The sequence below is a fragment of the Rhodococcus sp. A14 genome (assembly GCF_011603105.1).
Classification (GTDB): domain Bacteria; phylum Actinomycetota; class Actinomycetes; order Mycobacteriales; family Mycobacteriaceae; genus Rhodococcus_F; species Rhodococcus_F opacus.
On record NZ_JAAOQS010000031.1, the window covers coordinates 42815 to 58366 of the forward strand.

Sequence of the window (15552 nt, forward strand, 5' to 3'; positions counted from 1 at the left end):
TCAGTTCAGGTCGGCGGGTGCGGCCAAGTGCCCGGCCACCGCGGTCGCGGCCGCCACGGCGGGGGAGACGATGTGGGTGCGAGAGCCCTTGCCCTGGCGGCCCTCGAAGTTGCGGTTGTTCGTCGACGCGGCCCGTTGACCGGGTGTGAGGCGGTCCTCGTTCAGCGCCGCGCACATCGAGCACCCCGCGAATCGCAGTCCCGCCCCGGCGGCCTCGAACACCTCGTTCAGGCCTTCGTCGATCGCTTGCTGGCGCACTTTCATCGACCCGGGCACGATCATCAACTCGACGCCGGGCGCGACCTTCCTTCCGTCGAGAACGCGTGCGACTTCCCGCAGGTCCTCGATGCGGCTGTTGGTGCACGATCCGATGAACACGACATCGACCGGAAGCCCGCGGACCGGCCGTCCGGGGGTGATGTCCATGTAGGTCTGGGCGCGCTGCACGGCGGCCCGCTCCACCGGGTCGGGGAATTGGTCGGGATGCGGGACCGGGTCACCGAGTGGGGCGGCCTGCGCGGGGGTGGTGCCCCAGGACACGTGCGGGCTCAGGGTGGAGGCGTCGATGACGACTTCCTTGTCGAAGACGGCGTCGTCGTCGCTGAACAGGGTGCGCCAGTGGGCCACCTCGGCATCCCACGCGTCCCCGGTCGGGACGCCCGGACGACCGTGCAGATATTCGAAGGTCTTCTCGTCCGGGGCAATCATCCCTGCCCTCGATCCGGCCTCGACGGACATGTTGCACACCGTCATCCGGCCCTCCATCGACAGCTCCTCGATGGCCTGACCCCGGTATTCGATGATGTGGCCCTGCCCGCCGGCCGTGCCGACGCGAGCGATGATCGCCAGGATCAGATCCTTGGCCGTCACTCCTTCGGGCAGCGATCCGTTCACGGTCACGGCCATGTTCTTCAGTCGACCCATCGGCAGGGTCTGCGTCGCCAGCACGTGCTCGACCTGGCTGGTGCCTATCCCGAACGCCAAGGCCCCGAACGCACCCTGGGTGGCGGTGTGCGAATCGCAGCACACGATCGTCGAACCCGGATGGGACAGGCCGAGTTCGGGGCCGATGACGTGCACGATGCCCTGATGCTCGTCGCCGAGGCGGAACAACTCGATCCCGAACTCGGCGCAGTTCTTGCGCATCAGCGACACCTGTTCGCGGGCCGCGGGGTCGACGATCTCCTTGTCCACGGCGACGGTCGGGGTGTTGTGGTCCTCGGTGCCCAGCGTCAGGTCCGGGCGCCGCACCGTGCGACCGCTCGCCCGGAGACCGTCGAACGCCTGTGGGGTGTTCACCTCGTGGAGCAGGTGCATGTCGATGTAGAGCAGGTCGGGTTCACCCTCCGCTCGATGGACTATGTGTGTGTCCCACACCTTCTCGGCCAGCGTCTTACCCATGTGTTTTCTTTCTCCTCATCGAATGCGATCGCGCCGAATCGTTGGGCGACCGCTGCGTTCCCGAAATTGTTGTCGCCCGCGGGAACGCGCTGGAAAATCAGCCGTAAAAGTAGGCCAGGAATCCCGAGGCCGACAGCAGCACCAGTCCGCCGCCGAGCCGCGAGGTGATCTGCGCGAACGGCAACAGGTGCATCCGCCGGGTGGTGCCGAGGGTGGCGATGTCGCCGGACCCGCCGAGGTCGGTCATGCACAGGCCGGCCGTGATCGAGGACTCCACGAAGTACAACTTCAGCAACCACCCCACGAACCCGGCGGTCAACGCGGTGATCAGCACCGTCGCGATGGTGAATGCGAGATACGCGGGTCGGGAGGCGAGTTCGGCGATCTGCTCGATGTCGATCAGGGATACCCCGATGCCGACCAACGCTGCCGGCACCCACAGCTTGACCACGAATTGGTACCACTCGGTCGTCGACTCCTCGACCTCCTGCGGCAGCACACCCGACAGCTTGATCGCCGCGGTGAGCAGGATGACCCAGGCGTAGAGGTGCACCGGCGGAACCGCGGCCTGCAGCATCGCGCCGACGAGGTAAATCGCGCCGGTCATCAGCAGGCCGGTGCCGAGGCCGCTGATCGTCAGCGGACGCTTGTCGGTCAGCGCGGCGACCTGCTCCGGGGTGGCCTTGATCCGCAGCATCTCACCGTGGCCGTTGAAGCCGACGAACAGTTTGGTGCGCCGCCGGGTCAGGTTGGCGTACACCGATGCCAGCAGGATGCACAGCAGGTTCGCGCAGATGATCGGCGGCACGATGCTGGACATGTACTGCTGGGCGTCACCGCCGATGGTGTCGGCGTACATCTGCGACAGCGGGATCGCACCCCCGGAGATGCCGCCGGCCATGATCGGGATCGTGACGTCGAGGATTGCGGTCTTGAAGCCGAAACCGGTTGCCGCGGCGATCGTCCCGATGATGGTGACCACCACCGCGAACGCCACCACGATGACCGCGCAGAAGCGACCGCCTGCCTTGATCAGGAACCGGCGGTCCATCCCGAGGATGCTGCCGGCGATGATCGACGCCACCAGGATCTCGACGAATCCGTACCCGGTGAACCAGTTCTTGACGATGTCCGAGAAGCTGTCCGGAACCACTCCGAAGTACACCGCCAGGGCCGGCACGAACACACACAACAGCGGCCCGCCGCCGATCGCGGACAACGCCGGGGTGCGGTCCCCGATCCAGAACAGGCCGCAGCCGATGATCATCGCGATGGCCAGGCCGCCGAAGATGTTCTCCGGGAGCGTGCCGGTGTAGACGGCACCCAGGCCGACCGCGACGAGTACGAGGTACCACGGCCAGGGCATGGACAAGATCTGGGCGCGGGACGACCCATTTCGGGTCGACTCCGTCGCCTCCGTGCCGGGCACAGCATCCTTGATTTTCACGTTCGCCTCCTGCGCCGTGCCGGCGGGGCTGTGCCGATCACGGAAGTTTGGGGAGTGACTCAGGTCACTGGTCACGAACGGTAGCGTTTCTTACGCCTCAATTACCAATGCCCTCGGTTTTTTCATACCAATGGCTCAATGCATCTCAACCAGGTGTGACCAGACTGGACAATTGGTCCGACTTTCGACTAGGTCGGCCATGGGTGAGGGCAAGGTGCCCGGTGAAGTGGGGCGCCGCGGTCGGGTCAGGGTGGAAGTCGTTCCGCTCCATGGGCCGGGACACGAGCGGGCCGGCGACTGAGTCCAGAACGCGGCCCCGATGTCGAGGCGGGTCGACACCGTCACCAGGAATATGACGCGAGCGCCCAGGGCGAAGCGGGTGCGCAACGCCGTTGCGCACGCCCCTGGAGGGCTCCATCGGTGGTCCGTGTCCGCTCGTGAATATGGACTCGCAGAGCAAGGAGACGGTGGCCTACGGCAAGTTCGGTGACCGCAATGGTGTCCTGGTGAGGTGCGTGCGACGGTGATGGTCGCCGGGCAAGGCCTGCGGATTCAACGGCCCCGGACGGATCCGGATCAGTCCGGTCTGTCAGTTGGCTAGGCGACAAATCTTCCCCTTGCTTCCGGTGGGGCGCGTGCCCCGCATCGATGCCGTTGCGGGGCACTGTCGTCGGAAGGGACGTGTCGTCATTTCCTGGTCGGAGGCGTTTTGTAAGGACGGATGTGTTCATCGGCGTCGGCGAATCATGCACCGTCGGGACCTGCCGCATACGGGTTGGGTGCATAGCGGGGAAGAGCTCGCCCGTGTGCCACGCGCTTGGCAACCACGTCCGGGACGCGCAGTCGACACGTGGGCGGTTCCCTCTTCGGCTGAAACATAACTACGTCGCGTTGCAAGACAATGGAGAAGCGGAGTCGCGACGAAGGCGGAGCCGTGATGCACGACCCGGCGGCCGCACTGGCTCAGATCGACAACACCGACACCAGCCTGGCGCCCACAACATGCCGAGCGGTTCACCTACGTCCCCGACCCCCACGCCCTCGAGGAGACCAACGCCCTCGGCACGACCACCGCACAGCAGCGGACACGCCTGGTCCTGTCCGATCTCGCGGTCGTGGACCCGGGCGGGAGATGTACTCCCCGCCCTCGGAGAACGTCAGCGCGACGGCGATGGTGTCAAGTTTGGCGCGGGTGACCACCGTCTGGTCCTGGCCGCGGATCCATACCGCGCCGGCTTCGGTGAGAGGATCCAGACGGCCGTCAATCCCGCGCTGCCACCGGGCAAGGAACCGACATGGCTCAGCTGTGGTGCCCGCGTCGAGGTGGCGGGCACGGACCTGTCGGTCTGTGCCCGCCGCGTAGGTGGTCGTGGAGTATTCAGGCGGGGACGGGTTCGGGTAGTCGGGCTCCTTGGCGTTGGAGTTCTGCTCGCACGGTTGTGGTGCTGGTGTTGCCGGTGAGGGCTTGTTGGGCGGCGGCGATGCCGGCCGCCTGGCCGGTGGCGAACGCGGAGGCGGTCGTCGTGATTCCCGAACTGTGTCACTTCCTCGGTCACGACTGCGCGCCGACGTCACACGCCGACCGCTGACGCTGCGGTCACCACCACTCGACAATGTCACTGAGGATGTGCGGGTAATTGTCCTCGCAGAAGTCCCTGTAGAACTCGACATGCTCTCGCACCAGCCTTTCGGCTTCTGGTGCGTCGTGCTGTTCGACCGCTTCGGTGATGCGTTTGTGGGAGTTCTCGACTTCGTGTCGTTCGTCTTCCGGCAGCATGACGGATTCGACGCGAACAGACCAGATATCTCTGAGCGCGCGAGCGATCAAGGCCAGTATGGGATTTCCGCTCACCGAGTAGAGGACGGCGTGGAAGTCCGAATTCATGCTCGCAAACTTGTCCGGATCGGTTCGCGTGATCTGCAGCGAGCTCTCCAGTGAGGCACGTAGAGCCTTGCCGGCTTCGGGGCCTGGCCGAGCCGCAGCTTGCGCGGCCAGGGTCGGTTCGAGTGCGGCGCGGGCATTGATGAGGTCTCTCAATGTGGCGCCTATGGACTGGAAGTGCAGGGTGGACATGCTTCCGTAGCCGCGTCCGTTGGTGGATCCGACGATGGGTCCGCCGCCGCTGCCGGTGCGGATGGAGATGAGACCGTTGATCTCCAGGATGCGCATTGCTTCGCGGACGGAGGCTTTGCCGACGTTGAATCGCTCGCACATGGCGGTCTCGGCCGGCAGCTGGGTTCCAGGGGCGAGTTGTTTGTCGGCGATGTCGTGCAGGACCTGCCGCGCTATCAGCTCCGAGAGTTTCTCGGAGCGCAGTTCGCCGCGCCTACGTGTTCCTGGCCTCGTGCCGTTCATTGCACCCCCACGCTCTTCACATATGGATTCTAAGCCTGCTATGCGAATAATACGAACAATACTTTCGAACTGGCCCCCGTCTCAACAATTCGGGGTTGCGTCACTGTCACACCGTACGAGACAGCTGCTGTTCGAGGCTGCAATCGAGAACGCGGGGCAACGAGATTGTTGCCGGTCGGCGACGTGAAGGGCTTCCGGCGGCTGCCGTAGGGCGGTGGGGGGCATCGACTACTCCTCTCCCGGCATCACATCTGCCGACATCACACGCATCTGGTGACGGTACGCCCGGGGCCGGGCCGCTGCGACGGGCATTGACCAATCGAACTATTCGAACTATTCTCCTCGAAAGTGTGAGTCAGTTCACAGCAGCTCAGCAGGCAGTCGACGTTAGAACAGGCCCGCGGCTGGCTGACGGATTGCACTTCTGTTCCGTCCGAGGAAGGCACGCAATGTATGAACCGGGGACTTCGCGCTACGCCGCACCCGAGTCGGCATTGATGCGGACGCCGACTCTGTCCATGCGAGCCTCGAGTGTGAGTGAGGTGCTCGGATGCTCGGGCGTGTGATCGGCGATGCGGAGTCGGCCAGCGCCTCCTCGCCAGCTGCACGTGGGTACTCCGGCGCGAACCCTTATTTGCCCTGGAATGTGTGCATTTGCGGGCATGCGGGGGACTTTGCTTCTTTGATCTCACTCGGGTCTCGCCGCCAAATGATTCGCGAATTCTATTGCATCCATGGAGGAGCCAGATGAGTGTTCTCAGCACGCGTTCGAGATCGTCCGAAACCGGACTCGGTACACCTAGTGGTGGGACGGTGGAGGTAACCGGACTGCAGATGGATTACCTGGACAGCAAGGGAGGCACCTTCACGGCCCTGGCAGGGGTCGACCTCCGGATTCCGTCCGGCGAGTTTTGGGTGTTGTTGGGTCCCAGCGGTTGCGGCAAGACGACGCTGCTGCGGTGCCTGGCCGGGCTCGAAAAGCCTGTCAAGGGGACCGTCAGGATCGATTCCGCGGTCGCCGTCCAGGATGGCGGCGTTCTGCTCGAGGCGCAGGAACGACCTGTTGGCATGGTCTTCCAAAGTTACGCGTTGTGGCCGCACATGACGGTGTTCCAGAACATCGCGTACCCGTTGACCGTCGGCCCACGCTCCCGCCGGCCGGACCGCTCCTACGTGGAAACCCGCGTGGTAACCGTCATGGAGGCGATGCAGATCGGTCATCTTCGTGACCGGAAGATCGGCGAACTGTCGGGTGGGCAGCAGCAGCGGGTCGCACTCGCAAGGGCTGTGGTGGCGGGAAACAAGGTGGTCTTGTTCGACGAGCCGTTGTCCAACATCGACGCGAAGGTGCGAGAACAACTTCGTGCCGAATTGAAATCCATGCAAAAGGAATTCGGCTTCACGGCAGTTTACGTGACCCACGATCAGGCGGAAGCGATGGACCTCGCCGACAAGATCGTCGTCCTCGATCACGGCAAGATCGTCCAGGTCGGCGACGCCCGGGACATCTACTACAGCCCGACCACACGACACGTCGCGGAGTTCATCGGTACCAGCAATTTGATTTCCGGGACCATCGAGGTCGAGAACCACGACGAAGCGATGGGGCGACGGGTTGCGTCCACCGCGATCGGCAACATCCCTACCGAGGTGGGCAACCTCGACGATGACGTCATCGTGTCCGTCCGTGCGCACGACTGGTGGCTCGCCCCGGACTCGCCGTCGGCGACCAATGGGCTGGCCGGTGAGATCACGTCCGCAACACTCCTCGGGCACTACAGTGATTACGTCGTCGAAGTTGACGGTGTCTCGGTGCACGTGTGGGCCGACGACCTGCCGTGGGCTGAAGTGGGAGCCAAGGTCCGGGTCGGCTTCGATCAATCGAAGGCGCGGGTGTTCGTCAAATGAGCACAACGCTTCTCGACCGCACCCCCGAACCCGAGCTGGAATCGACGCCGCGCAAGAAGCCGCTGCTCACCTTCCGGGGTGTGTGCTGGATCGTGATGGCGATCGTCGTCTTCCTGATCCTGTACCCGCTGGTTCGCACCGCACTGGGAATGCTGGGGATAGGCACGGATGCCGCCCAATTGGGCCAGATGTGGGCCACGTTCTGGCAGCGGTCCACGCTGACGATGACAGTCAACACCGTGCTCGCGGTCGGGATTGCCGGCATCGGTGCTCTCGCGGCGGGCGCGTTGTTCGCCTGGGCCAACGAGCGGACGGATGCTCGTCTCGGGTTCGCCGCGAGGTCACTGCCTTTGATCCCGATGTTCATTCCGTCTATCGCCGCCGCGGTGGGGTGGGTGTTCCTGGCGTCGAGCAATGCGGGTCTGCTGAATGTGCTGATCCGGAATGTGCTGGGCACAGTAGGCATCGAGATGACCGAGGGCCCGTTGAACATTCACTCGTGGCCCGGACTGATCTTTGCGTACTTCCTGTTCTTGACGCCGTACGCCTATCTGACCATCAGTAGCGGACTGCAGTCGCTCGACCCGGCTCTCGAGGAGGCGTCCCGCTCGTCCGGTGCCAGCGCGTTCACCACCTTCCGTCGGGTGACCCTGCCAAGCCTGCGGCCGTCCCTCGCCGCCAGTGTGCTGCTGATCGCGACGATGGGTTTCGCGCTGTTCTCGATTCCTCTCGTGATCGGCACTCCCGCGGGGATCGACGTCCTTCCGGTCGAGATCGTCCACATGGTGGCCCACGAGTATCCGAGCAATAAGGCGGGTGCGCTCGGCCTGAGCATCGTCGTGGTAGCGGTAGTCATTCTGTGCTGGATGCTCCAACGACGGTTGGTGCGCTCTGGCGGCCACGCGACGATTTCCGGTCGGGGAGCACGGTCAGCGGCGCTGCAGCTCGGACGCTGGCGGTGGCCCGTCCGCATAGCGATGCTGGGCTTCATGGCGCTGACCGCGGTGCTGCCACTGCTCGGGCTCATTGCTGTGTCCCTGCAGAGTTACTGGACGGCGAACTTCTCGTTCTCGTCCCTCACGTTATCCAACTATGAATCGTTGTTCGACAACGAACTTGTCTGGGGCGGTTTGCAAAACAGCGTTGTGCTGGCGGCGATCGGAGCAACGGCGGCGATCGTTGCCGGCGCGCTGATTACGATGGTAGTCGAATCGCGCCGCTCGAAGGTGACGCAAACGCTCGACGGCATCGTCAAGATCCCCGCCACACTCACCCACATCATCATCGCGGTGGCGTTCGTGGTGGCGTTTGCGGGTGCGCCGTTCTACCTGGTCGGCACGTACGCGATTTTGATGCTCGCCTACGTCGTGCTGTACATCCCGCAGGCCACCTTCTACTCGTCGGCGGCATACCACCAGGTGGGTCGGCAGTTGACGGAGGCGTCCGCGACTTCGGGCGCGGCGGCGTGGACCACGTTCCGGCGCGTTCTCCTGCCTTTGATGGCCCCGGGTCTCATTGCAGGGTGGTCGTTGTTGTTCGTGCTGATCACCGGCGACATCACGGCGTCGTCGATGCTTGCCGGAACCCACACGCCGGTGGTCGGGTTCGTCATTCTCGACCTGTGGACCAGCGGAACCTATCCGCGGTTGGCCGCGCTGGGTGTGCTGATGACCGTCGTTGCCAGCATCGTGGTTCTGACCGTCATGTGGCTGCGAGACAAACTTCGGCTGGTCCTGTAGTCGTCGTTCCTTCTCCGATCACCCTCGACATCCCCTCGAAAAAGGAAGTCCTCATGCGTTTGTCCCTGAAAACGTGCGCAATAGGCGCTGTGAGCGCACTGGCGCTGGCGGCGTGCAGTGGTGGCGAGCCGGAAACACGCGGCGCTATACCGACTCTCGATGCCGACCTACCCGCGTCCAGCATTGTGGAGGCCGCTCAGAAGGAAGGAAAAGTGGTGTGGTACACACCTATTCCCGAGTTCGGCATCAGCGACGTGCTGGTCGGCTTCGAGAAGGCATATGGCATCAAGGTCGAGGTTGTCCGGTTCCCCGGTAACACCCTCATCCAGCGCTACAGCGCCGAGCGGGAAGCAGGCCAGGTACTCGCCGACGTCATGCACATCCCGGAGACGGCATTCTTCGAGGATTCGAAGGACAAGGGCTGGTTCGCCGACCTCAACGAATCGGAGGTTCCGGCGCTGGCGAACTGGCCACAGCAATTCATTCCCGATGATCATTACGTCATGGTCAATACACAGCCGATCGGGATCACCGTCAATACCGACGAGTTCGATCCGGCCGAGGTGACGTCATGGGATTCGCTGCTCGACAAGCGCGCGTCGACCCGGTTCGCGATGGTCGACCCGACGAACAATCCGTACTATCTGGCTTGGCTTCGGATGCTCGAGGAGCAGTACGGCCCCGAGTTCCTGGAATCGATTGCGGCGCAGTCGCCCAAGAAGCTCGACAGCGCTGTTCCGGCAGCGCAACAGGTTGCGGCCCATGAATCCGTGCTGATGGCGCCGGCCGCCGTGTCGGGTTCGTTGGCTCTGCAGAACGAGGGCGCGCCGATCGAGACCGTCTACCCGGAACCAACAGTGGGTATCGAGGGGTACGTCGGGGCATCGGCCGACGGTCCGCACCCCAACGCGGCCAAGCTGTTCGTGAACTATCTGCTTACGCGTGCGGGGCAGGAGGTGCTGAACAGGGGATATGCGGCGTCACCGCTGCCCGATATCCCTGACTCGATTCCGATGCCCGAGGGGTACACGCGGGCCGATACGGCGGCCGCGATTGCCGAGAAAAAACGTCTGCTGGGCCTGATCGGCCTGTAGTGCGACTATCGGGTGTATGCGATAAGGCCACCGCTTGACCGACCCACCGCTGAAGGCGGGAAGGGTGGGCGGTGGCCGTCGTGTTTCGAGGCGCACTGGCCAAATCGAGATCTGGATCACTTCCTGACTTGATTATTCGAACTATTCGCATTATTCTGTTGTTACAGCGTTTGCTCGCGCATCCTTCGAGCCGCTCGGTCGGCTCTTGCGGGATAACGACTTTCATGAGAATCCGCGCCTCTCCTATTCCGAGGAGTCTTGAAACGCATGTGGGATTTCGAAACTGACCCAGAATTCCAGGAAAAGCTCGACTGGGCCGACCAATTCATGACGAACGAGGTCGAGCCGCTGCAGTACGTCATCAAGCACCCGCTCGACCTGAGCGATCCCGTGCGCCAGGAGTTGATTCCTCCGCTCCAGGAAGAAGTGCGCCGGCAGGGTCTGTGGGCGTGCCACCTGGGTCCCGAACTCGGCGGCCCGGGATATGGCCAGCTCAAGCTCGCCCTCCTCAACGAGATTCTCGGTCGTAGCGGACCGGGACCGACCGTGGGCCCGATCGTCTTCGGTACCGCCGCCCCCGACACGGGCAACGCCGAGATCCTGGCGCATTACGGCACTCCAGAGCAGAAAGATCGCTACCTCAGGCCCCTGATCGACGGCTCGACGTTCTCGGCCTTCTCGATGACCGAACCTCAGGGGGGATCCGACCCGAAGGTATTCACCACCACTGCCGTCGAGGACGGCGACTCGTGGGTGATCAACGGCGAGAAGTGGTTCTCCTCGAACGCGCGCTGGGCGGAAGTCCTCCTTGTGCTGGCGGTGACCGAGCCGGAGGCGCACATTTCAAAGCGGATGTCGATGTTCGTCGTACCGGTGCACACTCCCGGTGTCGAATTCATCCGCCACGTCCAGGTGGCCGGCTGGGTCGAGGGCGACGGCGGCGGCGATCACAGCTACATCCGATACAACAACGTCCGGATTCCCAAGGACGCTCTCCTCGGAGACCGTGGCCAGGGCTTCGGTGTTGCGCAGACCCGACTCGGTGGCGGCCGCGTCCATCACGCGATGCGCAGCGTCGGCCACATGAAGTTGGCCCTGGACATGATGTGCGAGCGGGCACTCTCGCGCACCACGCAGGGCGAGCAGCTCGCGCAGAAACAGCTCGTGCAACAGATGATCGCCGAAGCGTGGATGGAAATCGAACAGTTCCGCCTGCTCGTGCTCCAGACCGCGTGGAAGATCGACCGCTACAACGACTACAACAAGGTCCGGATGGATATCTCGGCTGTGAAGGTCGTCGCCTCGAAGGTGTTGTCCGAAGTAGCAACCAAGGCACTGCAGATCCACGGCTCATTGGGCCTGTCGGAAGAGATGCCATTTGTCAGCATGCTCGTCAACGGCCTCCACGTGGGTCTCGCCGACGGCCCGAGTGAGATCCACACCCTGGGCGTCGCGAAGCAACTCCTGACGCAGTACAAGCCGACCGACGGAGTCTTCCCGTCCCAGCACATTCCCACCCTGACCGAACAGGCGCGCACGAAGTACGCGTCCACTCTCGTGAAGCACGGTAAATGACGATGATCACCGAAACCGGTCGCGCGCTGCGTGAACGCGCACAAGGACGTAAGGCCCCGCAGCTGCAGCAGGCCCTCGTCGAACTCGACGGCAAACTCGGCCAGTGGTCCGACGAGTTCATCTTCGGTGACGTCTGGGACGGCGACGAGATGTCGTTCGAGGAGTGCATGCTCGTCGCGATCACCGCGTTGGCCGCGACGGGACGTACCAACCAACTGCGCAACTACCTGCACGGGGCGCTGCAGAACGGGATCCCCGCTGACAAGCTCCAATCCGCGCTGCGGATGCTCGTCGTCTACATCGGCTTCCCCGGCGCGATCGGTGCGCTGCAGGAACTACAGACGGCGGTCAAGGTACACGAACGGGCACAGAAATGACGTCGACAGTAACTCGGACCATCGCCGAGCACACGGCTGATCTCGCAGAATGGATCGGAGAGAACAGCGACACCTTGGACAATTTTCGTCGTACGGTGGCGGGTGGGGTACGCGCAGAAATTGAGCACAATCGCGAACTGATGACCCTGCTGTACGAGGCCGGTTGGTCGCGGTGGGGTTGGCCCGAGGAAGTCGGCGGCCTGGGTGGTTCCGAGCTACACCGGGCAGCACTCTACGACGGGCTGGGCGCCGCCGGAATCGAAATACCCGAGGTCTTCGTCATCATCGAGACGGTCGCGCCGGTCCTGGCGCACTACGCGCCCGAGCTCGCGGCCGATCACCTCCCGGCCTATCTGCGCGGCGACGAGGTCTGGGGACAAGGATTCTCCGAACCCGAGGCCGGCAGCGACCTCGCCTCGGTACGCACCTCCGCCCGCGCCACCGACGACGGCTTCCTGCTCAACGGGCAGAAGATCTGGATGACCCTCGGCCCCAGTGCGGACTACGCGTTAGTGCTCGCCCGGACGGGTACCACCGAGAGTCGCCACCGCGGCCTGACGATGCTCTGGGTGAACCTGGCATCGGCGGGCGTCACGGTGCGGCCCATCGTCGCGGCGAACGGCCGCGAAGAGTTCGCGGAAGTGTTCTTCGAAGACGTCGAAGTCCCCGCCGAGTACCTGGTGGGTCCGCAGGACGGCGGTTGGGGCGTTGCTATGTTCCTGCTGCAGTACGAGCGTGGAATGTATGCGTGGTTGCGCCAATCGATCCTGCACCACCGACTCTCCGCGGTCGCGGGCCGCGTACGCCCGGGCGACACCCGGCTCTCGCGGGCCGTCGGGGAGGCCTTCGTCCTGTTGGCGGCGCTTCGTGCCCGCAGCGTCACGACCGTGACTGCGCTTGCCGAGGGACGGAATCCGGGCCCGGTGGTGTCCGTGGACAAGATGCTGTTGTCGTCCGCGGAACGCGCGACGTTCGAAGCGGCCCGAAAGGCACAGTTCGAGGAGTTTGTCGTCAGCGATGACCTCGAATCGACGACGTTGCGTGACGAGTGGTTCTACAGCCGCGCGACCTCGATCTTCGGTGGCGCCGTCGACGTGCAACGCGACATCGTTGCGCAGCACGTGCTGTGCCTGCCCAAGGGAGGGTCATGAATCCAGACGAACTCGAGCTGATCACAGGCACCGCCTACCGCCTGTTCGAGCAGGGCGACAGCTACGCGCTCGTGGACGAGTTGGTGGGTGCGGGTCTCGAGAAGGAATTGCACTCCGACGACGAGCTCACCGGGGCGCTGATGACACTTCAGGGACGCGTGGGCGCAACCTCGACCCTGCTCTCGCTGATCGTCAGTGGTTCCGCGTTCGACCCCTCCTGGACGGCCGTGCTGCCCTTGCTGGGTACCCACGCCGCGCCCGGACAGCGGCAGGGCGACCTCGTGGTCGACGGCCTCGCGATCAACCCACACACGGCCGGTCCATACCTGGTGTATACCCCGGAGGGGGCGGTGCTCGTACCGTCCGACGGCGTGATCACCACGCCGGCGAACGGGCTCGATCCGGACCTGGGCCTGCACACCGTGATCGGCACTGTGGCGTTGGGATCCTGCACCCCAGTGGACGGGTTGCGGTGGGACGACGCCGAGGTGCGTGCCCTGCGCGCTGTCGCCTACGAGCTAATCGGACTCGCCGAACGTGCCCTGACCCGGGCAGTCGAGCACGTCACCGAACGCAAGCAGTTCGGCAAAGCGATCGGCACCTTCCAGGTGGTCCAGCATCGGCTGGTCGACGCGAACACGGCCCTGGCGGCCGCGAAGGCCGTCCTCGAATCCACTCCCGGCTCGGATGACCTGCTCGCAGCGCTGGCGGCAAAGGCTTGGGCGGGGCGAGCTGCCCGCGAAGCGGTCGATGCAGCCCAACAGTTCTGCGGGGCCATGGGGTTCACCTGGGAGTTCGGCCTGCACGAGCTGGTGCGTCGGATCACCGTCGTTGAGGCACTCTTCGGCGACTCTGACCGGCTCATCGAGGAGATCGGCGACATCCTGGTCGGCCGCTCGGATGCCCCCCGCCTGGCCGCACTGTGACCACGCAAAATGCACAAACCGCGAACACGGAAAGGAGGGCTCAATGAAGAACGTCGCAATCGTCGGTGTCGGTATTCACCCATTCGGTCGGTTCGACTACGGCTACCGGCAGATCGGTGAAGTCGCCATGCGGGATTGCCTCGCCGACGCGAAGCTCCAGCCCGAGGATGTCGACATGGTCCTCGTGGCCAACGTCGGCGCCGAAATGGCCAAAGGTCACAACATCGTCAATCGTGTGCGCTACATCGGCAAGCCGATCATCAATGTCGAGGCCGCATGTGCCTCGGGCGGTTCGGCATTGTCGCTCGGCGCATCGCTCATCGAGTCGGGTGCGGTAAAGACGGTGCTCTGCCTCGGTGTGGAGAAGGCGCCCCGCGGGTTCATCGCCGGCGCAGGCTTCGAGAACTGGCAGATCGAATCCGGATTGGGCGTCAACCCACTGTATTTCTCCTTCCAGGCGCAGGACCTGATGCGCACCACCGACGCCACCCTCGAGGACCTGGCCGACGTCGCGGTGAAGAACCACGGCCACTCGGTCCACAACCCCCACGCGATGTATCGCAGGGAATTCACCCGCGGCGAAGTTCTCGCGAGTCGCCCCGTCTGTGACCCGTTGACGCTTCTCATGCTGTGCACACCCAACGAAGGTGCGGCCGCCGTGGCACTGATGGACAAGGACGAGGCCGCCAAGCGCGGGTTCGACAACTCCATCCGGATCGGCGGCATCGGCCTCGCCTCCCGGGCGACCGACGACTGGTTCGTTCCAGCGCCGTCGCTGCAGTCCGAGATGACCAGCATCAGTGCACGCGCCGCGGACACGGCCCTCGAACAGGCCGGAATGGGTGTCGACGACATCGACCTGGTGGAGTGCCAAGACACGGACGCTGCATCCGAACTCATCGCCTACCGCGATCTGGGTCTGTGCAACAAGGGCGAGGAAGCAGAGCTGCTACGTTCGGGTGCAACGACACTCGGAGGATCGATCCCGGTGAACGTCTCCGGAGGGTTGTTGTCCAAGGGAGAGCCGCTCGGTGCCTCCGGCCTCGGTCAGGTCCACGAACTCGTCACCCAGCTGCGCGGCACCGCTGGGCCACGCCAGGTCAAGGACGCGAGAGTCGGGATGGCGCACGTGATGGGCGCCGGCCACAACGCCTGCGTGGTGGTGGTGCAGCGATGACGACGACCATTCCTACCGCAGACCAGCGGTACGTCCCTGCGCCGGTGGGTGAGATCACGTCCCTACTCGCGTCGACGTGCGACACCTGTAGCCGCACCCACTTCCCAACGGTCGCCGAATGCCCCGCATGTGGCGGCGTAGTACACGAGACACGCCTCTCCCGCGGCCGGCTGTCGGCCCTGACCGAGGTGACCGCCCCGCCGCCCGGAGCGCTCATCGAGCCGCCCTACCACGTCGGCATCACCGATTTCGCGGAGGGAATCCGCGTCATCGGACTGGTAGACGGCGACGCCGTCGTCGGCGACGAGATCGAGGTCGCCGTATTCGAGTACCACCCCGACCGGAGCACTTTCGCCTTCCGTCGCCGGATTTCGTGAGCCCCCACCTTTCGTCTACAGATT

The 15552-nt window shown here is 64.3% G+C and carries 12 protein-coding genes; 9 read left to right on the forward strand and 3 right to left on the reverse strand.

Annotated features, from left to right (window positions below; translation table 11 throughout):
- From leuC to G9373_RS18290, 3 genes are all read right to left on the reverse strand, one after another.
- Entirely contained in the window at positions 1-1401 is a 1401-nt protein-coding gene (gene leuC / locus G9373_RS18280; RefSeq protein WP_120660241.1) for a 3-isopropylmalate dehydratase large subunit, read from the reverse strand.
- Positions 1402-1498: 97 nt separating this feature from the next.
- The gene (locus G9373_RS18285) at positions 1499-2848 is read right to left on the reverse strand and encodes a 2-hydroxycarboxylate transporter family protein (RefSeq protein WP_259465661.1); all 1350 of its coding nucleotides are present in this window, start codon (positions 2846-2848) and stop codon (positions 1499-1501) included.
- A gap of 1597 nt (positions 2849-4445) precedes the next feature.
- Complete coding sequence (locus tag G9373_RS18290) at positions 4446-5204, reverse strand: FCD domain-containing protein (RefSeq protein WP_120660242.1); 759 nt, start codon at positions 5202-5204, stop codon at positions 4446-4448.
- 813 nt (positions 5205-6017) lie between these two features.
- Here G9373_RS18290 and G9373_RS18295 point away from each other — a divergent pair.
- From G9373_RS18295 to G9373_RS18335, 9 genes are all read left to right on the forward strand, one after another.
- Positions 6018-7112, forward strand: a complete 1095-nt coding sequence (locus G9373_RS18295; RefSeq protein ID WP_167116073.1) for an ABC transporter ATP-binding protein — start codon at positions 6018-6020, stop codon at positions 7110-7112.
- Positions 7109-8851, forward strand: coding sequence for an iron ABC transporter permease (locus G9373_RS18300; protein WP_133985545.1), 1743 nt, complete (start codon positions 7109-7111; stop codon positions 8849-8851). The genes G9373_RS18295 and G9373_RS18300 overlap by 4 nt, the downstream gene beginning before the upstream one ends.
- A 254-nt stretch (positions 8852-9105) precedes the next feature.
- Positions 9106-9945, forward strand: a complete 840-nt coding sequence (locus G9373_RS18305; RefSeq protein WP_167116076.1) for an extracellular solute-binding protein — start codon at positions 9106-9108, stop codon at positions 9943-9945.
- Between the two features lie 267 nt (positions 9946-10212).
- Positions 10213-11520 carry an acyl-CoA dehydrogenase family protein gene (locus G9373_RS18310; RefSeq protein WP_133985541.1) on the forward strand — a complete coding sequence of 436 codons (1308 nt, stop codon included), beginning with the start codon at positions 10213-10215 and terminating at the stop codon, positions 11518-11520.
- A 2-nt stretch (positions 11521-11522) separates the two neighbouring features.
- Positions 11523-11897, forward strand: a complete 375-nt coding sequence (locus tag G9373_RS18315; RefSeq protein ID WP_164062216.1) for a carboxymuconolactone decarboxylase family protein — start codon at positions 11523-11525, stop codon at positions 11895-11897.
- Positions 11894-13048: an acyl-CoA dehydrogenase family protein gene (locus G9373_RS18320; RefSeq protein ID WP_167116079.1), complete on the forward strand. Its 1155-nt coding sequence runs from the start codon at positions 11894-11896 to the stop codon at positions 13046-13048. Before G9373_RS18315 ends, G9373_RS18320 begins: the two co-directional genes overlap by 4 nt.
- Entirely contained in the window at positions 13045-13974 is a 930-nt protein-coding gene (locus G9373_RS18325; protein ID WP_167116082.1) for an acyl-CoA dehydrogenase family protein, read from the forward strand. The genes G9373_RS18320 and G9373_RS18325 overlap by 4 nt, the downstream gene beginning before the upstream one ends.
- A gap of 43 nt (positions 13975-14017) precedes the next feature.
- The gene (locus tag G9373_RS18330) at positions 14018-15151 is read left to right on the forward strand and encodes a thiolase family protein (RefSeq protein WP_167116086.1); all 1134 of its coding nucleotides are present in this window, start codon (positions 14018-14020) and stop codon (positions 15149-15151) included.
- The gene (locus tag G9373_RS18335) at positions 15148-15528 is read left to right on the forward strand and encodes an OB-fold domain-containing protein (RefSeq protein ID WP_167116088.1); all 381 of its coding nucleotides are present in this window, start codon (positions 15148-15150) and stop codon (positions 15526-15528) included. The genes G9373_RS18330 and G9373_RS18335 overlap by 4 nt, the downstream gene beginning before the upstream one ends.
- Positions 15529-15552: the final 24 nt, after the last annotated feature.